Source organism: Lysinibacillus sp. CTST325, from assembly GCF_054665055.1.
Map to the genome: position 1 here is coordinate 333,205 of NZ_BAAFHO010000001.1, position 23,503 is coordinate 356,707.

General features: G+C 38.4%; 23 protein-coding genes and 1 riboswitch. Of the genes, 10 read left to right on the forward strand and 13 right to left on the reverse strand.

Features of this window, described 5'->3' with window-relative positions; all coding sequences use genetic code 11:
• Window positions 1-17: 17 nt before the first annotated feature.
• The 5 genes from ACYQ73_RS01695 to rpoN all read right to left on the reverse strand — a co-directional run bounded on the left by ACYQ73_RS01695 (window position 18) and on the right by rpoN (window position 6,921).
• Window positions 18-1,346, reverse strand: coding sequence for an aminotransferase family protein (locus tag ACYQ73_RS01695; RefSeq protein ID WP_460010866.1), 1,329 nt, complete (start codon window positions 1,344-1,346; stop codon window positions 18-20).
• 537 nt (window positions 1,347-1,883) lie between these two features.
• On the reverse strand, window positions 1,884-3,530 hold the full coding sequence (locus tag ACYQ73_RS01700; RefSeq protein WP_460010867.1) for a sigma-54 interaction domain-containing protein: 1,647 nt from the start codon (window positions 3,528-3,530) through the stop codon (window positions 1,884-1,886).
• Between the two features lie 164 nt (window positions 3,531-3,694).
• Entirely contained in the window at window positions 3,695-5,110 is a 1,416-nt protein-coding gene (locus tag ACYQ73_RS01705; protein WP_460010868.1) for an amino acid permease, read from the reverse strand.
• A gap of 142 nt (window positions 5,111-5,252) precedes the next feature.
• On the reverse strand, window positions 5,253-5,438 hold the full coding sequence (locus ACYQ73_RS01710) for a hypothetical protein (protein ID WP_460010869.1): 186 nt from the start codon (window positions 5,436-5,438) through the stop codon (window positions 5,253-5,255).
• A gap of 151 nt (window positions 5,439-5,589) precedes the next feature.
• Entirely contained in the window at window positions 5,590-6,921 is a 1,332-nt protein-coding gene (gene rpoN, locus ACYQ73_RS01715) for an RNA polymerase factor sigma-54 (protein ID WP_460011503.1), read from the reverse strand.
• Between the two features lie 329 nt (window positions 6,922-7,250).
• Here rpoN and ACYQ73_RS01720 point away from each other — a divergent pair, with 329 nt between their 5' ends.
• The 5 genes from ACYQ73_RS01720 to ACYQ73_RS01740 all read left to right on the forward strand — a co-directional run bounded on the left by ACYQ73_RS01720 (window position 7,251) and on the right by ACYQ73_RS01740 (window position 12,358).
• A complete protein-coding gene (locus tag ACYQ73_RS01720; RefSeq protein ID WP_460010870.1) occupies window positions 7,251-8,405 on the forward strand; it encodes an acyl-CoA dehydrogenase family protein in 1,155 nt (384 codons plus the stop codon).
• Window positions 8,402-9,478: an acyl-CoA dehydrogenase family protein gene (locus tag ACYQ73_RS01725; protein ID WP_460010871.1), complete on the forward strand. Its 1,077-nt coding sequence runs from the start codon at window positions 8,402-8,404 to the stop codon at window positions 9,476-9,478. The genes ACYQ73_RS01720 and ACYQ73_RS01725 overlap by 4 nt, the downstream gene beginning before the upstream one ends.
• A 62-nt stretch (window positions 9,479-9,540) precedes the next feature.
• Complete coding sequence (locus ACYQ73_RS01730; protein WP_460010872.1) at window positions 9,541-10,347, forward strand: enoyl-CoA hydratase/isomerase family protein; 807 nt, start codon at window positions 9,541-9,543, stop codon at window positions 10,345-10,347.
• Window positions 10,348-10,367: 20 nt separating this feature from the next.
• Window positions 10,368-11,510, forward strand: a complete 1,143-nt coding sequence (locus ACYQ73_RS01735) for a CaiB/BaiF CoA transferase family protein (protein ID WP_460010873.1) — start codon at window positions 10,368-10,370, stop codon at window positions 11,508-11,510.
• Between the two features lie 80 nt (window positions 11,511-11,590).
• Window positions 11,591-12,358: an IclR family transcriptional regulator gene (locus tag ACYQ73_RS01740; RefSeq protein ID WP_460010874.1), complete on the forward strand. Its 768-nt coding sequence runs from the start codon at window positions 11,591-11,593 to the stop codon at window positions 12,356-12,358.
• Between the two features lie 64 nt (window positions 12,359-12,422).
• Here ACYQ73_RS01740 and ACYQ73_RS01745 read toward each other — a convergent pair whose 3' ends face one another.
• The 5 genes from ACYQ73_RS01745 to ACYQ73_RS01765 form a co-directional block, all read right to left on the reverse strand.
• Entirely contained in the window at window positions 12,423-12,608 is a 186-nt protein-coding gene (locus ACYQ73_RS01745; RefSeq protein ID WP_460010875.1) for a hypothetical protein, read from the reverse strand.
• Window positions 12,609-12,705: 97 nt separating this feature from the next.
• Window positions 12,706-13,269 (reverse strand): 5' nucleotidase, NT5C type, encoded by a 564-nt coding sequence (locus ACYQ73_RS01750; RefSeq protein WP_460010876.1) that lies wholly within the window; start codon window positions 13,267-13,269, stop codon window positions 12,706-12,708.
• 16 nt (window positions 13,270-13,285) lie between these two features.
• A complete protein-coding gene (locus ACYQ73_RS01755) occupies window positions 13,286-14,371 on the reverse strand; it encodes an FAD-dependent monooxygenase (RefSeq protein WP_460010877.1) in 1,086 nt (361 codons plus the stop codon).
• Window positions 14,368-15,477: a bifunctional diaminohydroxyphosphoribosylaminopyrimidine deaminase/5-amino-6-(5-phosphoribosylamino)uracil reductase RibD gene (gene ribD, locus ACYQ73_RS01760; RefSeq protein WP_460010878.1), complete on the reverse strand. Its 1,110-nt coding sequence runs from the start codon at window positions 15,475-15,477 to the stop codon at window positions 14,368-14,370. The genes ACYQ73_RS01755 and ribD overlap by 4 nt, the downstream gene beginning before the upstream one ends.
• Before the next feature lie 14 nt (window positions 15,478-15,491).
• Window positions 15,492-16,223: a GTP cyclohydrolase II gene (locus tag ACYQ73_RS01765; protein WP_460010879.1), complete on the reverse strand. Its 732-nt coding sequence runs from the start codon at window positions 16,221-16,223 to the stop codon at window positions 15,492-15,494.
• Between the two features lie 271 nt (window positions 16,224-16,494).
• On the opposite strand from ACYQ73_RS01765, the gene ACYQ73_RS01770 reads away from it, so the two are divergent.
• The 4 genes from ACYQ73_RS01770 (at window position 16,495) to ACYQ73_RS01785 (ending at window position 20,442) form a co-directional block, all read left to right on the forward strand.
• On the forward strand, window positions 16,495-17,130 hold the full coding sequence (locus ACYQ73_RS01770; RefSeq protein ID WP_460010880.1) for a TrkA C-terminal domain-containing protein: 636 nt from the start codon (window positions 16,495-16,497) through the stop codon (window positions 17,128-17,130).
• Between the two features lie 283 nt (window positions 17,131-17,413).
• A complete protein-coding gene (locus tag ACYQ73_RS01775) occupies window positions 17,414-18,613 on the forward strand; it encodes a quaternary amine ABC transporter ATP-binding protein (RefSeq protein WP_460010881.1) in 1,200 nt (399 codons plus the stop codon).
• On the forward strand, window positions 18,606-19,460 hold the full coding sequence (locus ACYQ73_RS01780; RefSeq protein WP_460010882.1) for an ABC transporter permease: 855 nt from the start codon (window positions 18,606-18,608) through the stop codon (window positions 19,458-19,460). Before ACYQ73_RS01775 ends, ACYQ73_RS01780 begins: the two co-directional genes overlap by 8 nt.
• Before the next feature lie 106 nt (window positions 19,461-19,566).
• Window positions 19,567-20,442, forward strand: coding sequence for a glycine betaine ABC transporter substrate-binding protein (locus tag ACYQ73_RS01785; RefSeq protein ID WP_460010883.1), 876 nt, complete (start codon window positions 19,567-19,569; stop codon window positions 20,440-20,442).
• 310 nt (window positions 20,443-20,752) lie between these two features.
• On the opposite strand, the gene ACYQ73_RS01790 is transcribed toward ACYQ73_RS01785, so the two are convergent.
• The 3 genes from ACYQ73_RS01790 to ACYQ73_RS01800 form a co-directional block, all read right to left on the reverse strand.
• Window positions 20,753-21,067: a DMT family transporter gene (locus tag ACYQ73_RS01790; RefSeq protein ID WP_427560915.1), complete on the reverse strand. Its 315-nt coding sequence runs from the start codon at window positions 21,065-21,067 to the stop codon at window positions 20,753-20,755.
• Entirely contained in the window at window positions 21,067-21,408 is a 342-nt protein-coding gene (locus tag ACYQ73_RS01795) for a DMT family transporter (protein ID WP_460010884.1), read from the reverse strand. The genes ACYQ73_RS01790 and ACYQ73_RS01795 overlap by 1 nt, the downstream gene beginning before the upstream one ends.
• Before the next feature lie 201 nt (window positions 21,409-21,609).
• Window positions 21,610-21,705: riboswitch (guanidine-I (ykkC/yxkD leader) on the reverse strand.
• 31 nt (window positions 21,706-21,736) lie between these two features.
• Window positions 21,737-22,882 carry a PstS family phosphate ABC transporter substrate-binding protein gene (locus ACYQ73_RS01800; protein ID WP_460011504.1) on the reverse strand — a complete coding sequence of 382 codons (1,146 nt, stop codon included), beginning with the start codon at window positions 22,880-22,882 and terminating at the stop codon, window positions 21,737-21,739.
• Window positions 22,883-23,018: 136 nt separating this feature from the next.
• Between ACYQ73_RS01800 and ACYQ73_RS01805 the strand changes: the two genes are divergently transcribed.
• Window positions 23,019-23,492 carry a YbaK/EbsC family protein gene (locus ACYQ73_RS01805; RefSeq protein WP_460010885.1) on the forward strand — a complete coding sequence of 158 codons (474 nt, stop codon included), beginning with the start codon at window positions 23,019-23,021 and terminating at the stop codon, window positions 23,490-23,492.
• The last annotated feature ends 11 nt before the right edge of the window (window positions 23,493-23,503 follow it).

Sequence of the window (23,503 nt, forward strand, 5' to 3'; positions counted from 1 at the left end):
TGATCGTTTCGTTAACATTACTCTTTTTCAACAATTATTTTACGTATATGCTCAAATGTTTCGTCCAAAATACGTAACATTTCATCTAGCTCTACTTTTGATAGAATGAGAGGTGGAGAAAAAACAACTGTATCTTGATCATACGTAACTGTTCGTAGAATCAATCCTCGTTTCATCGTTTCTTGTACAAAAATTGGACTAAGAGGAGATTCAAACAATTCGCCCGTTTCACGGCTCTTCACTAATTCAATGGCTCCAAGTAATCCAAGCGTACGCACGCGTCCGATAAAGCTATATTTTTCTTGCAGTGCTTGGAATCCTTCTAACATGGCATCGCCCATCTTTGCAGCATTCTCAACGAGATTTTCACGCTCGAGGATTTCTATATTTTTCAACCCAACTTGACAAGCTAGTGCATGACCGCTGTAAGTATATCCATGCATTAATGTCCCTTTAGAAAGTTCGCAAAGATCTTGATGCAGCTTTTCGGATATTGCCACACCACCAAGTTGAACATAACCACTTGAAACTCCTTTAGCGAATGACATCATATCTGGCACTACTCCGTAATGTTCCATACCGAAAAATTTACCTGTACGACCAAACCCGGTAATGACTTCATCTGCAATGAATAAAATACCGTACTCATCACAAATTTTTCGCACTTCTTTAAAGTAATCTTTTTGTGGAATATTAACCCCACCTGCACCTTGTACAGGTTCAGAAATAAATGCTGCCACAGTATCAGGGCCTAACGCTTCAATAGTTTCACGTAAATTACGTACGGATTCGCTGTATACATAGTGGAAATCAGGTGCGTGCGAATTCGTAAAGTCACGAAACGCTTGTAAGCCCGTCGCATTTGTAGCACCCATTGCTACACCATGGTATGAATGGGTACGTGAAATAATTTTTTGGCGCTCTGGCTGTCCTTTTAGTAACCAGTAATGACGTGCTAATTTAATCGCTGTATCGTTCGACTCTGAGCCGCCAGAAGTGAAAAATACAGTGTTTAAATCTCCAGGAGTTAAAGAAGCAATTTTCGTCGCTAAACGAATAGCTGGTTCATTGCTAAACGATGCGAAGCAGGAACTAAATGCCAATGTAGAAATTTGTTCCTTCGCCACTTCGGCAATTTCTTTACGACCATGCCCAATATTTACATTCCATAAAGAAGACATCCCATCAATGTAGATATTTCCTTCTATATCTTTTAAATAAATGCCATTGCCCTCGGTAAAAATGGCTGCTGGACCTTGTGTTTGTTGTTGCTCAATCGACGTTGTTGGGTGTAGAAAATGTTTTTGATCTAACGTCTTTAACTCTTCTTTTAGTTGAACTGTCATAAATACCAACCTCTTTTCGTTTAAAATTTCATTCATTTTTTTAGTAGCAATTCTCATGCCAACTGAAGAAAAAAATTATTTTAACGAAAAAATATTGCTACATTTTCATAACGTGTAGTTGATTTCCGTTCCGGCTGGGCGCTTTCCTGTGGGCGTCCGATGAGCCGCTTCGCTGCGCTGCAGGGTCTCGGGCCAACACGAAGTTGGTCACGAAGGCGTTATCACAGGCCGTGATGGTTTTAGCCTTCGTTCCTCTATTTGCTACTCCCCAAGGAGTCGCCCAGCCTCCACTCCAATCAACTTATATTAATGACATACGTTTTAACAAAACATTCCTTTCTTTTGGTGATGAGTGAAAAAATCAAAACGCTTCACAACAACTACTACAAAATGAAAAAGAGACGTTTTCTTTTTTGAAAATGCCTCTTTTCTTCTAAATCTATTAACATATTCATCATTTTCCTTGTATTAATTAGCGAGTATTGCGATATTACAACTTATTGTGCTTGAATGAAATTTTGATGCAAAAATACATCACTAGTCCTTATACGAAATTTGTTTCGTTAATTGGAACTTTTGTATTTTACGTACTAATGTTGACTGATCACAGCCAAGTGATTTAGCAGCTTGCCTGATACTTGGATATTTAGATAGAGCTTCTTTAATAACCTGCTTTTCAAATGCAGCTACTTGCTCCTTTAAAGTACCACTAAACTTCGGAGTTACAAGCTGTTCCTGAATGCTTTGTATTTCTACTCGGTTTTCTAGATCACGTGTAATAATTGGGTTACTATCTAACTCTTGTTGCACAATAAATGCTGTTATTTCTGGCTGGGTTGCTAGTAAGCAAATACGTTCCACCATATTTTTAAGTTGACGTACATTGCCTGGCCAATCATAAGATTCTAATATTTTCATTGCAGATGACTCAATTGTCCGATGGATCCCATATTTTTCTTCAACAATAGCTAGAAAATGGTTGATTAGTGGGATGATATCTTGGCGACGATGTCTTAAAGGAGGAATTTCAATCGGGATAATATTTAACCGATAATATAAATCCTCTCGAAAATTACTTTGCCTCACCATCTCCGCTAAATTTCGATTTGTCGCAGCGATTATGCGTACATCGATAGGAATAGGCTTTCCGCTACCTAGACGCTGTACCTCTGATTCTTGGAGCACACGTAATAATTTCGCCTGTAGTAGCAAGGGCATTTCTCCAATCTCATCTAAAAACACTGTGCCACCTGACGCAATCTCAAATAACCCTGCCTTACCACCTCTTGACGCTCCCGTAAAGGCTCCTGCTTCATAGCCGAAAAGTTCAGATTCTAATAAATTCTCAGGGATTGCACTACAGTTAATCGTTAAAATTTGCTTATCATGACGGCGGCTATTTGCGTGAATAAGCTTTGTTATCTCTTCTTTACCTACGCCCGATTCACCACCAATTAATACAGTAGAGTCTACCTCTGCAACTCTCATAACACGCTCTACAACCTGCATCATTGCTGAAGATACAGCTATTAAACTACTTTTTGTGTTTTCTTTATTATGTAAGGTATGTAGCTTATTTTTAAAATTCTCGTTTTGAACTTCTAATTTTTTTACTTCTGTCTCTAACAGCTTTAATTGTGTCATATCCCGAGTAATAGCAACTACATATTGTAATTCGCCGTATTCATCAAATATCGGCTTACCAGAGACTAAAAAGCATTTGCCATTAATGAACGTCTGCAAAATAGTTACTTTTTCTTTTGATTCAATTACTTTCATCGAAATGGAATCACTCATTAATCCTTCAGCGATTACGTCTTTTGCATATCTCCCCATTAAATCAATGCCAACAATTTCAATATCAATATCATTTTGAAATAAAATTTTGCCATCACAATCACATACTGTCACGCCATCAGATATAGAGTTTAATACTTTAATGGACAATGGGTTCATAAAGTCTATATAGCTATACTGCATGAATGGTTTGACATGAAATAAGTTACCTTGCGAAGTCTCTATTACATGAATAAAATAGCCTTCTACATCATAGGTTTCTAATCCTTTACTATATTTTTTTATTATTTTTTCAAGAAGCTCTATTTGGATATCACTTTTAATCATTACCTCATCATTTTTTACAATAAAAAAATGTTCCTCTTTATGTAGTTGAGTTATCGACATCTAGATCACTCCCTCTCGAAGACTTTAAAGGCTTTTTCATACAAAAAAATTCGCTCTTTCTACGGGGCATCTGGAAGCCTAAAAGGTGTTAAAGCACCTTTAAATTCTTTCACGGCTTGATATCTCGCAGAAATATTGCGAATTTTTTGTATTTTTATAGTATTCTACTCTGATGCTAGCTTTTCCTCTATTTGCTCCGCTGGTTTTGTCGACAGCTTTCGCATAATCATGAACAACACAACTGAGCCAATTAATACAAATGTACTCAAGTAGAATTGTGAACGTAAAGATTCGATGAGAGCTTGGCATAAATAAACGACTGTTAAGATACCAATTGTCACATACGATAAATATGGAAATAGCCACATTCTAATCGATAATGGCTCATCTGAAACTTTGTCGTAATAACGGCGGAAACGAATTTGTGAAATAGCAATAAAAATATAAACCGCAATCATTAATCCCCCAACGCAATTACCTAAAAAGTAGAAAATAACTTCAGGTGAAATGAAGTATAACATCGCACAAATATACGCTACTACTGTACTACCAATAACAGCTGGTACAGGCACACCTCGACGATTTTTAATTTGTGAGAATATTTTTGGTGCATCCCCTTGACGCGACATTTCAAGTAGCATACGTGAGCTTGTATAAAGAGCAGAATTTAACACAGAGATTAGTGAAATAAAAATGACGATTTGAATCAGTTGAGCAGCAATTGGAAGCCCTGCCATCGTTAAAATATTTGCATAAGGCGCTGCCAATATTTTTGAATCATTCCAAGGAATGATTAAAACCATAATAGCTACTGAGCCTACAAAAAATAATCCTAATCGAAAGACAACGTTGCGAATGGCGCGAACAATATTTCTCGCTGGATTTTCTGACTCTGCTGCCGCAATGGCTGCAACCTCAGCGCCACAAATCGAAAATATAACAAAGACAATTGCCGTAAAAATCGGGACAATACCATTCGGGGCAAATCCACCGAATTCCGTTAAAATTCCTAATCCCTTCGGTTCATAGTTTGGCCAAATTCCTAAAATCATAGCTATGCCAACAACTAAAAATACAATAATTGCCGTAACTTTAACGAAGGACAGCCAATATTCAAATTCACCAAATGATTTTACTGAATAAATATTAACTATTGTCATCAATAATGTTATGCCTACGCTTCCGAGCCATGTTGGTATCATCGGGAACCAATTATGCAGCATTCCCCCTATGAGTGCCGCTTCTAACCCCACAATAAATACCCAGCTTGCCCAATAAAGCCACCCTACTGTAAACCCTGCCCATGGACCAATATACTTCCCTGCATAGGAAGCAAATGAGCCTAGCTCTGCCGAACCCCCTGATTTCTTTCCTAATACTATTTCTCCTGACGCCATTTCTCCAACCATTTGCATGATCAGAACTATAAGCATGCATGCAATCGCATATGAAATCACCGCCGCAGGGCCGGTACTTAAAATATTTTTTCCAGTCCCTACGAAGAGCCCTGTACCAATAACCCCCCCAATGGAGATCATTGTAATATGCCGTGTTTTCAATGATTTTTGCAAAGCCCCCATTAAACCACCCCTTTGTGTTATGTAGACATTTACTAGCCCCTTTCTTCTATTTCAATGTCTATCGTTTAATGAGCAATTCTGATGCCAAACCTATTCAATTATTAAAAATTTCAAAAAATTATCAATCTGTCCATCTATGTTGTTATTTAAAAACTGTCTTATCACCAAAAATTGTCGATGACATTTTATAAAACGGAGTAATTTTAGTTGATTGGAGTGGAGGCTGGGCGACTCCTTGGGGATCAGCAATAGAGGAACGAAGGCTAAAACCATCCCATCCTGTGATAAAGCCTTCGTGACCAACATCGTGTTGGCCTAAGCGGCTCATCGGACGCCCCCAGGAAAGCGCCCAGCCGGAACGGAAATCAACTTCACGTTATGGTGAGGAGCCTTAAAAAAAATCTATGAATCTTTTTATATGCATTTTTCAAATTATGATGCAAAAATACATCATTAACAGTTCATTTACATCATCTAACCTATCCATATACACGATTAAATGAACTCATAATATTCATCTCTTCCCTGTACTTCGCTACTGTCCGTCTGGATATTTGGATACCTTCAGCACTTAAAGTATTTGTAAGCTGCTGATCCGTTAATGGCTTTTGTTTATCCTCTGTCTCAATCAACTGTTTGAGCCGCTTTTTAATATACATAATAGAATCCATTTTTCCAGAAATATTCATTACTCCTTTTGTAAATAACGATTGTAAAGCATATACGCCATGGGAGGTTTTTATATATTTTCCACGCACAGCCCGACTAATTGTTGATACATGTAGACTTAAAATATCTGCTACATCTTTTAACCGCATAGGCTTTAATGCCTCAATGCCTTTATGGAAAAAATCTTCTTGCAATTCCACTAACAATCTAGCTAATTCGTACAGTGTTTTATCACGTTGTTCGATTCCTTGTAATAATAAAAGAGCATCTTTCATTGTGTCTTTAAAATAAGTTTTACAGTTCGGATCATTCTTTAGCATTTCAACATAATGTTTATCAATAGTGACGCTTGGTAAATATCCACGATTTAATTTAATCATCCATTCCTCTCCTAATTTTTCTACTTCGACTTCTGGAATGACATATGGAATCGCTTCGAATTTATCTCCTGTCATCACTGGTTTTAAATTTTTTATATAATTGACAGTTTTCTTCACGTCATGAAGAGATGTCTTATACTTTTTACTTAATTGTTTAATAGCTTGTGCTGCCACTAGCTCTAAATCCGCTTCGATCAATCGAGAAGCTAATTTCGGTGCCAGCGCATCATTGTCTACCTGAATGAGTAAATACTCCTTATAATTACGTGCCCCTACTCCTACTGGCTCGAAAGTTTGAAGTAAGTCCAATAGTGCCTCTACATGCAAAACATTTGTATTACATTTATTTGCGACTATTTCTACATCAACATCTAAAAATAGACGTTCATCTAAGGATTGAATTAAAAACGTTAAAATTTTTAAATCTACAGTAGATAGATTTTTATGCATAGGTACTTGTTCCAATAAAAAATGCTCATAGTTTTCTTTTACTGCAAACTTCATCTCAATGGGATTAAATGAATGATGTTGCGGTGCATAATATTGCGCAGAATTACGCTTATCGGAATAACTTGCTAATTGCATAATTTCCTCATATTGCGTCTTAACCGTCGCATCCGTGACAACTAACAGTGGATTTTCATTAGCCTTATCATAAATATACTGTTCTAGCTCATTTGTTGAATATTGTAGTATTTCTAATTGCTGTACTAGTTGTGGTGATAACACTTGCATTATTTTTTGGGAAGTTTTGATAGCCATTTGCACGCCCTACACCTCCATTACGTAATTTTCTACATAGTAACATGTTTATTCTCCTTATTTCCATTTTTTCATCAATTTTATTTTCCCGAATTATACATGACCGACATCCTCTTGGACGAAGCAGCTTACCGGTGCCCCCTAGGAAAGCGCTCAGGCGGAACGGAAATCAACCCCACGTTTTGGTGATAAGCCACAAACCTTCATTACTACCCATTGAAATTTTCAAATAATTCCAAAAAGTAATTGACTACAGTTATAAGTCATCATAAAATACACATATACAATAATAGTTACCGTATTATGGTAAAATTTTAAGGAGTGATCAAATGTTTCATGTACCAACTGTGCAATTTACACAAGAGCAGGAGCAATTCCGCTTAGATGTTCGAACGTTTCTACAGGATGAATTAACAAAAGGAACTTTCACGCCTAAATGTGACTCTTGGCTAAGTGGAGATGATCCTGAATTCTCTAAATTAATTGGTCAAAAAGGTTGGATTGGCTTAACTTGGCCTAAAAAATATGGCGGTCAAGAGAGAAGTACTATTGATCGATACATTTTAACGGAAGAATTTTTAGCTGTTGGTGCTCCGGTTGCTGCACACTGGTTTGCTGATCGCCAAACAGGACCACTTCTTTTACGGTATGGAACAGAAGAGCAGCGTGAATATTTCTTACCAAAAATCGTGAAAGGTGAATGCTACTTCGGCATAGGTTTAAGTGAACCAAATAGTGGCTCTGATCTCGCTTCGGTAAGCACACGTGCTGAAAAAGTAGAGGGTGGATGGATTGTCAACGGTCAAAAAATATGGACGAGTAATGCACACCTTTGCCACTATATGGTGACTTTAGTACGGACTAGTCCTTTTGATGGAAAAAGTAAACATGCAGGGCTTAGTCAATTGATTGTTGATTTACATGCGGAAGGTGTAACGGTTGTGCCGATCAAATTTTTAACGGGTGAGCATCATTACAACGAAGTGTTCTTTGACAATGTTTTTGTACCTGACAATATGGTTGTTGGAGAGATCGGTAATGGCTGGGCTCAAGGATTAGCAGAGCTTGCCTTTGAGCGCAGTGGTCCAGAGCGAATATTGAGTACGTTCCCATTAATCGATGAACTTATTCAAGAGTTAAAACGCCAAAACAATTTAGAAGGGTTACAGCAAGCGTCTAAAATAATAGCTCGTCTTTGGGGTCTACGTAATTTATCAATTGGGGTAGCCCAGCTTTTAGAATCTGGTAATGGTGAAGACGTATCTATTCCTGCAGCACTTGTGAAAGCACTCGGTACGAAATTTGAGCAGAGTATTCCTGAAATTACACGCTTAATCGTACAGACTTATCCTACTCTTGACGCGCATCGTAAAATAGATCGCTTTATGGCTGAATCCATTTTACATGCACCAGGTTTCACTATCCGAGGAGGAACTTCAGAGGTACTGTATGGCGTTGTAGCGAAAGGGGTTGTAGCACAATGAGTGAAATGAAAGATATGATTCTTGATGTTGTAGAGCGCATGTTAAAAGAAAAAGTCGATAAAGAGTTAGTTGATACAGTGGAACAAGGTCATTGGGCACCAGAACTATGGGATCTGTTTAAAGAAAACGGTATGACAGCTGTAGCCATTACAGAAGAAAATGGCGGTGCAGGTGGCGACATCGAGGATTTATTAAATATTATTCGTATAACTGGAAAATACGCGGCACCGATCCCATTTGCAGAAACAACATTTGCAAATTATTTATTAGAGTTTGCTAGTTTACAAGTAATTGAAGACTTTGCGACGTATATGCTCTGCCCTAACCAAGCCTTTACGTTAGAGAATGGCAAATTAACGGGAGAGGCGATCCATATCCCTTGGGCACGTCATACAAAAAATCTAGTGACACTTGCCTATAGCACGGAGGGTACTCATCTTGTAGAAATAGATTTAAGCCAAGCTGAAATTAAGCTAGGGTCGAATTTAGCAGGCGAACCGCGTGATACCGTTATATTCCATCATGCTAATGTTTCACAAGTATCTGCTGTGTTATCTCCTGACAACATACACGCTATAACAACACTCAATACCGCTTTTCAATTAGCACTGATGACTGGTGCCGTCGATAAAATAAATGATTTAACTGTTCAATATACGAAAGAACGTGAGCAATTCGGTCGGCCGATTCATCGCTTCCAGCTCGTTCAGCAGCATATTGTACATTTAGCAGGTGAAACAGCGATCGCCTTAGCAGCATTTAATAATGTAACCGAAGCCCTTCTGAAGAATAATCAAAATAGTGAGGTTGCTTACGCCCGCATACGTTTCGAGGAAATTATTCAAGCAGTGACAACAATTGCGCATCAAGTACATGCTGCAATTGGTACAACACACGAGCATAGTTTGCACCAATTTACACGCAGACTTTGGTCATGGCGTGATGAAGGAGCTAGCATCTCTTATTGGACGAATTTAGTCGCAACACAACTGCTAGAAAATAGTGGAGATAGTCTATGGGGATATTTAACTTCAAGTAGCGCAAGCTCTCCACTTCTCAAAGTAGAAGGATAAGGCCAATTACCAACATTAATTTGTGAGACAAACCACTAATGACATGATAAGGAGTGTTATCGATGACTGATTTACTTTTTGAAGTGCAAGACCATGTTGCTACAATTACATTAAATAGACCTGAAGCGTACAATGCTTTTAGTGAAGAGATGATCGCTAAATGGATTGAAGCCCTTGAAACTGTTCGTGATTCAGAGGACATTCGTGTTGTGATCGTAAAAGGTAATGGAAAATCATTTTGCGCTGGTGGGGATATTAAGGCGATGCAAGCTGGTGAAGGGTTTTTCCAAAGCGAGGACGATATCTCTTCTACAGGGTTAGCACGAAAAAATTCTCTGTGGAAAAAGATTCAGCGTATTCCCCTTCTTCTTGAAGAAATTGATAAGCCCGTTATTGCACAGGTACATGGATTTGCAATGGGCGCAGGGCTTGATATGGCCTTAATGTGCGATATACGGATTGCTGCAAAATCTACAAAGATTTCTGAAAGCTACATTAACGTTGCGATCGTGCCGGGCGACGGTGGCGCTTATTATTTACCAAAATTAATCGGCATCGATCAAGCATTGGACATGTTCTGGACAGCTCGTGTATTAACTGCTGATGAAGCAAAAGACAAAGGTGTTGTGACATTTGTTGTAGAAGACCATGAGCTTGACGAATACACATTGAATTACGCAAAAGAATTAGCTAGTCGTCCAACTACGACATTGCAATTCATTAAACGTGCTGTTTATCAAAGTCAACGGATGGATTTACGTAGTGCCCTTGATTACATTTCATCACAAATGGCCATTGTTACAGAGTTAGATGATTTTAAAGAAGGTGTAAACGCAGTAGTAGAAAAACGTAAGCCTGTTTATAAATGACGTGTTTAGGGGGACGAACAATGCAACCTCTTGAAAATATTCGAGTATTAGATTTATCTCGTGTTTATGCTGCTCCTGCTGGCTCCATGATGTTGGCAGATTTAGGGGCAGAAGTAATTCGTATAGAACATCCAAATGGTTCTGATAGTATGCGTGATTGGGGGCCATTTGTGAATGGTCAAAGTACGTATTATTTATGTGCCAATCGCAATAAAAAATCGATCACACTAGATTTGAAGACAATTGAGGACAGAGAAAAATTTAAAGAACTTGTCAAAGATGCTGATGTCGTCCTCGAAAATTTTAAAACGGGTGACATGGAGCGAATGGGGCTCAGCTATGAGGAATTAAGCAAAGTGAATCCTAGAATCATCTATTGTGCAGTTACAGGATTCGGTCAAACTGGTCCTCTTGCACACGAACCAGGCTTCGATCCAGTAATTCAAGCAATGAGTGGTTTAATGCATGTCACTGGCTCACCTGAAGGAGAAGCGACAAAAGTTGGTGTTCCTATTGCAGATATTTTAACCTCTAATTATGTTGTCATTAGTATTTTAGCCGCTTTACGAATGCGTGATCAAACCAATACAGGGCAATTTATTGACTTAGCTTTATTAGACGTTCAGATGAGTAGCTTAGCGAATGTAGCGAGTGCTTATTTAAATACAGGTTTTATCTCAGAACGTCTCGGTAATCGTCATAATAATGTTGCGCCCTATCAAGTATTTAACTGTGCAGATGGTCCCCTAATGATTTGCGTTGGGACAGATGGACAATTTAAAAAGTTTTGCTCGATGTTGCAACGTGAAGAATGGGCCAATGATCCGCGCTTTTTAACGAATACGATGCGCAAACAACATGAAGCGGAGCTAGTCCAGATGGTTACTGACATGACCATGACAAAAACACGGGATGAGTGGATTACCTTGTTACAACAATACAAACTTCCAGGAGGACGTGTGAACACAATTGCTGAGGCACTAGAACAACCGCAATTTATGGCACGCGACATGATTGGAGAAATAGAGCATGAACAATATGGTACAATCAGATTCATCAAAAGCCCGTTAAAGTTCTCTGATTTAGATATTCAATATAAATTAGCACCACCGATACTTGGAGAACAGACAAACGAATTCCAAAAGTCCTCTCTACAAAAATAAAATTACGCTATAATAGAATTTATGAAGATAAATGCTCCGCCGGATGTCGAAGAAAATTATTTTATTACGTAGGTGACGGGATGAATCAGGAGATTTTCGAAAAAAACTATACAATGTCATCGCTGCACAAAGCTATTAAAATATTAAAAGCTTTCTCAAAAGATGAACCAAGCCTTTCCCTAACTGAGTTAAGTAAAAAAACAGGGATCAGCATTTCCAGTTTACAACGCTTCGTTTCTACCTTTGTGTACGAAGGCTTTCTTCACAAAGATGAGCGAACTAAGCGCTATCAATTAGGTCATTCACTTCTGTATTTAGGGAATTTAGTAAAAGAAGAATCAAGTCTTATTATTGTCGCAGAACCTATTTTAAAAAAGCTAAACGAAGAAATCGGTGAAAGTGTTTCCATGAATATTATTGATGGATTGGAAAGACGATGTATTTTAAACTATGATTCAACATATCCGCTTTCAACGAAAATGTTTGTAGGTGACACCTCTCCCCTTTATGCAGGTGCATCATCTAAAATATTGCTCGCATTTATGTCAAATGTTGAAGAGTATGTGGAGAATATAAATCTTGAAGCTATCACTGGTAGGACGATACTTTCAAAAGAGCAGCTGTTAGAGGAAATAAAGCAAATCCGTTTACAACGGTTAGCGAAAAGTAATAGCGAACGAGTGCGTGGAGCATGCTCTGTATCTGCACCGATTTTAAATGCTTCCAACCAAATAATTGCATCAGTGTCACTCGTTATACCAGAAGTACGCTACAGTGATTACGATGATAATTTATTAATTGACACTATTCAAAGCGTTGCGTTAGAAATCGAAAAGCAATTGTATTGATTGAAACAAAGAATACACCCGAATAGATTCACTTTTTAAGTGCCTTCTATTCGGGTGTATTGCTTTAATTATTTAACTCATCACCAAAATTGTGGACGACATTTGTTAAAAATATGCCTTTGTTATAAGTTGATTGGAGTGGAGACTGGGCGACTCCTTGGGGATTAGCGATAAGGGAACGAAGGCTAAAACCATCACGTCCTGTGATAACGCCTTCGTGACCAACATCGTGTTGGCCCAAGCGGCTCATCGGACGCCCCCAGGAAGCTTTGCTCTGTGCGAAAGCGAAGCGTCAGCAACAAAGTGCCCAGTCGAAACAGGAATCAACTACACGTTATGGTGATAAGTTAATTATTTACTAATCTCGAGAAATCTTCCCAATGATTTAAGCGCGGCAGGTCAACATGCTTGTTATAGGATTGATTTTTTAAAATCACTTTTGTATTCACATCTTGCAGTGTTTCTAATACAGCTGGTTTATCATCTACATAAACATCTAAAGCTAGATCTTTGATGATCGCCACTTTTTCTGTATCCTGCATTCCGCAGAAAAAGTGACCTTCTGTGATAGGAAATCCTTGTGCTTTCATCCATGCTTGTGTTTGCTCACAATACCGTTTAGGACGTGAAGTAATATAATAAATATCATGCCCCTGATGTGCCAAAGTTTGAAGCGTCTCTAGTGCTCCCTCAAAAGAAGGACAGTCCGTAAAATAAATTCCCTCTAATGAACTATTCCACATCGCCGCTCCTTCAGCATCTGTTAATCCAAAAGGTTCGTGAATTTCAACTCTTTGCAAAGCTTGAAATACTTCTAGTGCAACATTTTTACCAAGTTTTTTATTATAGAGCGCAAAGGCGTGTGCTCGTAAATCTATGAGTGTGTCATCTATATCAAAGCCAAATTTCATGTTGTTTTTCTTCCCTTCAAGAAGCCTTGTTGATAAAGTTAGTCGCGAATGTTTGCTCTTTTTCAATTTGCTTCGCTAATACTTCTTCAATAGCCTGCTCGCGCATTTGTTGAAAATCGTGTACGTTAAAATGAACAAGCGTATCTTTATTTAATAATGACGCAAGACAATCTGCATCCTTGAGTGCACTATTGAGCCCAAATGCTCCAGTTGGTGTCATCGTGTGAACAGCATCCCCTACTAGCACAAGCCCCTTTGTCCCCCAGCAGTCACAATGACTACTGAATACATCAAGCAAGACAAAATCTTGCCAAGATCTGATATGTTCGTTTACAGCATCAGATAGTTCCGGGAATTGTTCTAAAAGCTGTTGGATAAATGGTGTAAATTCTTTTTTTCTGAGCTGTGAAAAGCTTCCTTGTTCAATGTTCCAGCCGATTTGAATGAACCCACCAACCTGCGTAAATAAGGATAACTGTTTATCACCTATTAATGCCATTTTAATCGATGGCTCCCATCCTTGAGGGGCAGGGATTTTTGCCCACAATAAATCAAAGCCATGTTTATGCTTTTGAATCTCAATGTGCGCTTGCTTACGAATAGTAGAGTAACGACCGTCAGCACCGATAATTAACTGACTACTAATTTCAATGGTTTCCCCATCCCTTGATGCAATGACACCCGTATATCTGCCCAAAGAATCAACTATGAGCTTCGTCACCTTCGTATTTAGGAAACAAAAAAAGTGCGGGAAATGCTGCGTTTCTTGTAAAATTCCCTTTAATAGATTTGCTTGGGGCACATGAATTCCTAAATGCCCTACAGCTTCATCAGGGAGAATAGTTTTTATTGCTCTACCGTCTGCGTAATATTCAAGCTTTCCCATACGTAATATACCGAGCGCCTCGACTGCTTCAAAAAGCTGATGACTTTTTAAAACAGCCTCACCCTCCTCATTTAAATGCTCACCGCGAAATGCCTGCCCAAGTGCTGCGTTTTGTTCCAGTAGTATCACGGAAAGACCTTTTTTCGCTAGTAAATGCGAAAGAAGTGCTCCACCTGGCCCAGCCCCTACGATACAAACATCTGCTTGATATTTCACTTTTCTTCACCTAGCTTTGGATAAGCCATAATACGTAAATCTTGCCCAACCTGCTCAAACGAAGCAAATTCTACATCCCATGCTTCATCCATAGTAGATGGATTTTGACCAGCAATAGGTGTTAATGATAAACGACCACCGAGAATTTTTGGCGCTATATAAATCACATATTTGTTAATAGCACCTTGCTGTAAAAATGAAGAGTTGATCGTACTTCCACCCTCTACTAAAATATCCGTAATGCCATATTGATATAGTTTTTCAAGCATATCATCCACAACAAGCCCCTCAGATTCATGTCGAACTGGCAATACAGTTACGCCTTTTTCCTCAAATGCTGTTATTTTTTCTTGACTGACATTCTCACTACATACAATAATTGTTTTCGCTTCTTCTACATTCAGAACATTGGCATGAGCTGGTGTACGAAGGGAGCTATCCATAATAATGCGCACTGGATTTTTTCCGTAAACTTCTTTTAATCTTGTCGTTAAAGATGGGTTGTCAGCTAAAACAGTACCAACACCAACTAAAATACCATCCACCTCATGACGAATACGGTGAACATCCTCACGTGCTTCCTCACCAGTTACCCACTTGGAATGTCCTGTATGGGCAGCTATTTTTCCATCTAAAGTCATCGCGTATTTTGAAATTATAAATGGACGTTTTGTTAGCATATTGTGAATAAAACGTTCATTTAAACGGCGAGCTTGAGCTTCTAAAATACCTACCTCTACCTCAATACCCGCATCTCGTAACAGTTGAATACCACGTCCAGCAACTGTAGGATTGGGATCTTGCATGGCTACAACCACACGACTAACTGCTGATTCCTTCACTAAATTTGCACAAGGAGGTGTTTTCCCATAATGCGAACACGGCTCAAGAGTTACATAAAGTGTCGCGCCTTTAGCATGTTCTCCAGCCATACGGAATGCATGCACCTCTGCATGTGGTTCCCCTGCTTTTCTGTGTAAACCTGTTCCTACAATTACACCATCTTTGACGATTACAGCCCCGACTAGTGGATTAGGATTCGTATTTCCTTTTGCACTAGCGGCTAAATCAAGTGCTAACTGCATATATTTTTCATCTGTTGTCATCTTCGTTCCTCCACTCACTTCTCTTCACGCAAATGTCCAGATTTCTCTACTTTCGTATCTAAATAAAAACGATTTGTCTCCGTTAATCCTCCCCATAATGGGACATGTCCTTCTGCAGCTAAACCATGTGCCTGTAATGCAGCAAGCTTCTTCGGATTATTAGTAATAAGTGTAACTGGCTTTGATCGAAGTGCAGCTAACACAGTAATGGCCTCTTCATAAGAACGAGTATCGTCTGGGAAGCCAAGAGCATGGTTTGCTTCAACCGTATCTAACCCCTCTTCTTGTAATAAATAAGCAAGAGATTTCGAGAATAATCCGATGCCACGACCTTCATGATCAGCTAAGTAGAAAATGGCCCCACAGCCATGCTCCACAATCATTTTCATCGATTCATGTAATTGATAACCACAGTCACAGCGTTGGCTTCCAAAAATATCCCCTGTATGACAAATACTATGCATGCGAATTAAAGCATCCTCTGCATGTGTAAAATCTCCATAAACAAGCACTGATGACTGTTGTAAAAAAGCTAAGTTTGCAGATGCTAACCCATCAATAATTTCCTCTTTTGACTGATTAGCGCCTACTTTTAACCAGTTATACCATTGAAATGTCGCTGAAAATTCACCCTGTTTTACCGGTAATTTCACTGGACCAACTAGGCAAATACTTTCATTTTCTGAATGCTTCACGATCGTCATTTTGTCTTTCACTATATCCAAAACTTTAGTTGTAATTGTCATATTTTCTCCAACCTTCTATTGTTAACAGCTAGCTAGACCTACTAACTGAGCACTTGTATTTTCACATTACTTACATAACGTAACTTAGTTTATAATAATAACTAATAACTGTCAAACTTCAGCTTCTATTCTATTTAAAAATTTAATAAGAAACCAAAACTGCTATATTACGTTTTTATCATATACTAATAGCTTATGGAGATGCTATTTTTTCTGTGCAGGCTAGTCTATAATAAGCTGAGGGAACTGTAATGACGAAAGGAAGTTTAGAATGCAATTAGAAAAAAATGTGCAGGTGAAACAGCCAAAATACCAGCAAATTGCTGTCGATCTAGCCTCAAAAATCGTGGAAAGAAAATATCGAATTGGCGATAAAATTTACGCAAGATCATCTCTAGCAAGCCAATACAATGTCTCATCGGAAACTGCGAGAAGAGCGATTGCTGTTTTGCAAGACTTGGAAATTGTGGAGGCCACTAAAGGTAGTGGAGTTATTATCATCTCATATGAAAAGGCTGCACATTTTGTCCGCCAATTCCATGATGTTCAATCAGTCCATGAACTACAACATGAGCTTATGTCCAGCATTCAAAAGCAGCACCAAGAATTAATAAATCTACAGGATAAGACCAAACAACTTATTAGTCGAACTGAACATTTCAGATCCGTCAATCCGTTTATTCCTTATCAATTAGAGATGACGGCTGAAAGCCCTTGTATCCACCAAACAGTACAGGAATTGAATTTTTGGCAAAATACATCTAGTACGATTGTCGGAATTCGTCGTCAAAATGAATTATTACTATCACCTGGTCCATATGTGTCTTTGGAAGAAGAAGATATCATTTACTTTATCGGAAATGATGAAAGTTTCGCTCGAGTTCAGAGCTTTTTATATCCAAATTAAAATCCGCTTAAACGCTGATATAACAGCGTTTAAGCGGATTTTTTCTATTTTGTCGATTTGACAAAAGTAACAACTCTTTGTTAGGGTTAAGTTGTTACTTGTTTATATTTGGGTATCATTATCCTCAAATAGTATTTATCTTCATTCAGTGTGTGTCCAAACACCTACTGAAATAGAGGTACTCAGCCTAAGAAAGCCACGTCTAGTGGCAATTTATCTGTGCGTAAGTGAAGCAACACCCATTACGCCAAGGCGAAATTGATCTACGAAAGGAGTGGTTCTATTGGAAAAAATAAAAGTGGAACATGTTTCTAAAGTTTTCGGGAAACATATTCCCCAAGCCTTAGAACTCGTCAAGCAACAAAAAAGCAAGACTGATATCTTAAAAGAAACAGGTGCAACAGTTGGTGTATACGATGCAAGTTTTACCGTAAATGAAGGTGAAATCTTCGTTATCATGGGATTATCAGGAAGTGGAAAGTCGACACTGATTCGGCTTTTAAACCGTCTCATAGAGCCTACAAGTGGGAATATTTACATCGATGGAGAAAACATTTCTAAAATGGGCAAAGAGAGTTTACGTAATGTAAGAAGAAACAAAATGAGTATGGTCTTTCAAAACTTCGGTTTATTCCCCCATCGTACACTTCTTCAAAACACAGAATACGGCCTTGAAATCAGAGGCATCTCAAAAGAAGAACGGCAAGCAAAAGCAGAGCAGGCTCTCGACAATGCAGGCTTACTTGCTTATAAGGACCAATATCCTAGTCAATTATCAGGTGGTATGCAACAGCGTGTTGGATTAGCACGAGCACTTGCAAATGACCCTGAAATATTACTAATGGATGAGGCTTTTTCTGCACTTGATCCATTAATTCGAAAAGAAATGCAAGATGAGTTACTTGATTTACAAAGCACATTGAAAAAAACAATTTTATTTATTACCCACGATTTGAATGAAGCATTACGTATTGGGGATCGTATCGCCATTATGAAAGATGGTTCAATCATTCAAATTGGTACTGGAGAAGAAATTTTAACAAATCCTGCAAATGATTATGTTAAAACCTTCGTAGAAGATGTCGATCGCTCTAAAGTATTAACAGCTGAAAATGCCATGGTTCGACCTGTATATGTCAATGTAGATGTAGATGGACCGACCGTAGCACTTAAAAGAATGCGCGAAGAAACAGTTAGTTTACTAATGGCCGTTGACAAAAATCGACATCTAAAAGGCTATATTACTGCTGACGACGCACGGGCTGCAGCTAAAAGACAAGAACAAACGGTACATTCAATTGTTCAATCAGAAATGTTAACCGTTCCACCAGATATGCTTTTACAGGATATTTTAGGCATGATTCATAATTCTCCTACTCCGATTGCAGTTGTAAAAGATGAGCGCTTACTTGGTGTTCTTATCCGTGGCGTTGTCATCGAAGCACTTTCAACTAGCGATGAGGAGGCAGTTGCACATGAATAATTTTTTAGACAATATTCCAGTTATACCAGTGGGACCATGGGTAGAATCAGTTATGGACTGGTTGACGAGTAATTTTTCAGTGTTTTTTAACTTGATTCAAAAAAATGGAAAACTACTCATGAATCAGGTCACTGATTTATTAGTGAGCATTCCCCCGATTATTCTAATTTTACTTGTTGTCATTTTTGCCTTTTTCGTTACCGGCAAAAAATTCGGGCTCGCAACGTTCTCATTACTTGGTTTGTTATTTATTTATAATCAAGGCTTATGGACACATCTTATGGAAACAACGACGCTCGTGCTCTTCTCAAGTATCATCTCGATCATTTTAGGTGTTCCTCTTGGCATTCTAATGTCCAAGTCAACTGTAGCAGAAAATGTGATTAAGCCGATACTCGATTTCATGCAAACAATGCCTGGCTTCGTGTACTTGATTCCTGCCGTTGCCTTCTTTGGTATTGGGATAGTACCTGGCGTATTTGCATCCGTTATTTTTGCCTTACCACCAACTGTACGTATGACGAACCTAGGAATTCGCCAAGTACCAAAAGAATTAGTAGAAGCTGCGGATTCATATGGTAGTACTTCAAATCAAAAACTCTTTAAAGTAGAAATCCCACTTGCGAAATCAACTATAATGGCGGGGATTAACCAGACTGTTATGCTATCACTGTCAATGGTTGTAACTGCCTCAATGATCGGTGCACCTGGTCTAGGACGCGAAGTATTAACTGCACTTCAACGAACACAGGTTGGAAATGGCTTTGTTGCAGGTTTAGGCCTAGTAATTTTCGCCATTGTAATAGACCGCTTAACGCAAAGTTTTAATAAGAAGAAAGCCGTATAGAAAAAGAGGCAATTGATTAACGCAAATCTTAGTTCTTCACTTTCACTGCTGAGATTTACTTTTTGTAGTTTGACACAAAACTATTAATATACGAAAGGAAGATTCGATGAAACTGAAAACATTAACTAAATTAGGAATGGCTTTAGGGCTTGGCTTTTTGCTAGCAGCATGTAGTGGTGATGATTCAAGTAAGAGTAGTGGTAACTCAAAGGATGTCAATCTAGCCTACGTTGAATGGGATACAGAAATTGCTTCAACTAATGTAGTTGGTCAGGTGCTAGAGGATTTAGGCTACAATGTAACATTAACACCACTTGATAATGCAATTATGTGGGAGGCTGTTTCAAAGGGTGAAGCAGATGGTATGGTCGCTGCATGGTTACCAAATACTCATGCCCCACAGTACGAAAAATATAAGAACGACCTTGATGAGCTAGGTGAAAACCTTACTGGTGCCAAAATAGGTCTAGTAGTACCAAGCTATATGGACGTTAATTCGATTGAAGATTTAAAAAATCAAGCAGATCGCACAATTACAGGTATTGAGCCTGGTGCTGGGATTACAGCTGCTACTGAAAAAGCTTTAGATGAATATGATAATTTAGCAGATTGGCAGCTATTAACTTCTTCATCTGGTGCTATGACAACGTCTCTTGCTAAAGCAATTAAAAATAAAGAAGACATTATCGTGACAGGTTGGTCTCCTCACTGGAAATTCGCTAAATATGATCTTAAATACTTAGAAGATCCTAAAGGCGTTTATGGTGGCGAAGAAACGATTAACACATTTGCTCGTAAAGGTTTAAAGGAAGATCAACCAGATGTCTATTCTGTACTAGATAACTTCCACTGGACATCAGAAGATTTAGAGAGCGTTATGTTAGAAATTATGGATGGCAAAGACCCAAAACAAGCTGCTAAAGATTGGGTAGAAGCCAATGCAGACAAAGTTGCTGAATGGACGAAGGATGTAAAAAAATAATTTTTTTAAAAAGACGGACAACTGACAGTGGTTGTCTGTCTTTTTTTAGGCTTTTCAAATCTTTTTAGGACTACTATATAAAAAAACTCACCGTAATGATCAGAATACGAATAATTAACGTCAGCTTAGAGAATTTTAAGGTCCCTAATTAACATTATAACTATCCTTATTTTAACAAATATTTCATAATATTTGAATATCTTATTTGTTTCTTTTGTGAATTTTTATGCAAAAAACTCTTTTATCTATCGTTGTGTATACTAAAAAAAGTCACCCCGCAACGATTAGACCGATGCCAGATGACTATTCACTAAGATAGTAATTTCAAAAATATCGCTGCTCCTAAAACAAGAATAATGCAAACAAGACGTCTCCAATCCTTGGATTCATTGAAAAACAACATTCCAAGTAAAGCGCCACCTGCCGCTCCAATTCCTGTCCAAATTGCATATGCTGTCCCCATTGGTAATGTTTCCATAGCATATGCAAGCCCGGCAAAGCTCAAGGTAAATACGAAAATCAATAACACTAAATTTTTAATACTTTTAGCATCATTATATTTACTAATCATATAAACACCCATCATCTCGCATAGCCCCGCAACTACTAATGCAACCCATGCCATTATTCACTCACCTCTTTTTCTTTAGGCTCCCCTGTCACTAGCTTTAAACCAACGACCCCTGCAAGTAAAACGACGATACATAAAATTTTAGCTAATTTCCATGGCTCTCCGAACAGTAAGCTATCAGCACATACTGTCCCCGCTGTCCCTAAGCCTACGAATACTGCATAAACAGTACCGACTGGTAAGCTTTCTCCAGCCTTAATCAGTAAATAAAAGCTAACAAAAATTGCAATTGCGGTACCAATCCATTCGAGTGCATTCCCTGCATGCTTTAAGCCAATAACCCAGCCGACTTCAAAAAAAGCAGCAATTAAGACACTTAACCATTGTTTATTCATCGCGAATTCCTCCATTTTATTGTTAAACACGGATGTATACTATTATTGGCCCGTTCTTTGAGACGGTTTTCTGATCTACCTGATCACTTCTTCCGCTTACCCGGGCAGTTCGGTGACCAAAAACCTGAATTGAGCTTTTTCTTCTGCTTCACTCCCACAGTAGCCAAATAAAAAAGCCTAAGGAACACTGCTGTAAACAGTATCTCCCAGGCTTTTATCCTTCCGTGTCACAAAATCAATTTGTGGTTTTCTCTCGGACCAGACTAGCATTGCTACGGAACCCTAGAAAACTATCATGTTTGATTGTGCTATTAGTATAGCAAATTATTCAGTCATTTTCCACTCGTACATAACCAACTTTTTCAACTAGTGCTTGCCCCTCGTCTGATACAATCCAGTCTATAAACTTCTTTACATTAGGATTATCTGTCCCTGCTGTAACTGCATAAAATTCAGATACAAGTGGGTATGTGCCATTACGAATATTTTCCTTTGTGGGCGCAACCCCATCAATGGACAATAATTTAATTTCGTTGTTATTCACCATTTCTGTTGAGTAAAATCTAAACGTGTAGCCAATGGCATTTTTATAATTACGATATTGTGATACCTCATGAATAATACCACCCATACCTGTTGCAACATTTTCAGCAGGTGCTTCCACGATTGGTGTATCCCCCATCATTCTTTCAAGTGCTGTTTGGCTTCCGCTATCTGCTGGGCGTTGAAAGGCACGAATCGCAGCATTTTCACCACCGACTTCATGCCAATTCGTAATTTTTCCAGCGTATATTTGTTTAAATTGCTCCAGTGATAAATTTTCTACGCTGTTTTTATGATTGACGAAAAAGACAAATGCCTCTCGCCCAATAGGGGTCATGTCAAATGTAAGATCTTCCATCTCCGCTTGCCTCTTTTGTGATTCAGATGGCGCTGCTACAAAAATCAGGTCAACATCTCCTGAAATCAAATTTTGATAAGCTTCAGGTGTACGACTCACCATCACTCTACTTTTATCATATGGATAGTAACCCTTTGGATATGTTGCTTCTACAAAGGCAGCATACAGTGGATACATCGCCGTCGCCCCATCTAAGCGAGGTAGTGACTCAACTAATTGCAATGAAGCTTTTGTATCTGACTTTACTACTTTATTTTGCTCTGTAAATGGTTGATAGAGTGACACATCAATTTCTGCATCAACAGTTGGAATACTCATTTTGTAGTAATGTTGAATAGGTTTAATCGAGGCAATCAACAACGCAATGCCCATTACTCCAGCTAACCATATTTTCCGTTTTGTTGTTGTCAACCAATCAAAAATTAAACAAACAAATAGGACAAATAAACATATAGGAACAGTTAAGAGTAGCCCACTAAAATGTAGCCCGCCACTAATAATTACATACAACGCAACTACTCCTGTGAAAAATAATAATCCTATTAGTACAAAAAGAGACTGTAGCACTTTCATAATCAACGGCTCCACCTCCAAAAGAGTAATTTTATACTAACTATTTTTATAATAGGTTATTTCCGGAAGATAACACAACTATATATTCTGAAAATTATGTTAAAATAAAGTGTAGTATTGTAAGGAGGTATTACATATGGCAATTGAAAAAGTACGTGAACATTTAGCACAATGGAATGTGCAACACAAAATACAGGAGCTAAACGAAAGCTCGGCGACCGTTGAACTAGCAGCACAGGCACTCGGGTGTGAGCCTGAACGCATTGCGAAATCCTTATCGTTTCTTGTGAACGATGGAGCGATATTAATTGTTGCTGCAGGCGATGCCAAAGTCGACAATGCAAAATTTAAAGCTGCCTTTGGTACAAAGGCAAAGATGCTTGGAAAAGATGAAGTACTTGAAAAGATTGGACACGAGGTAGGAGGTGTTTGTCCTTTTGGCGTGAATGAGGGCGTTGCTATTTATTTAGATGAATCACTTAAACGCTTCACAACAGTATTCCCTGCATGTGGTAGTAGCAACTCCGCCATTGAGCTTACTATTTCTGAATTAGAAACCTATACTCCATATCAAGAATGGATAGACGTCTGTAAAGGCTGGAACGAGTAACAGGGCATAAA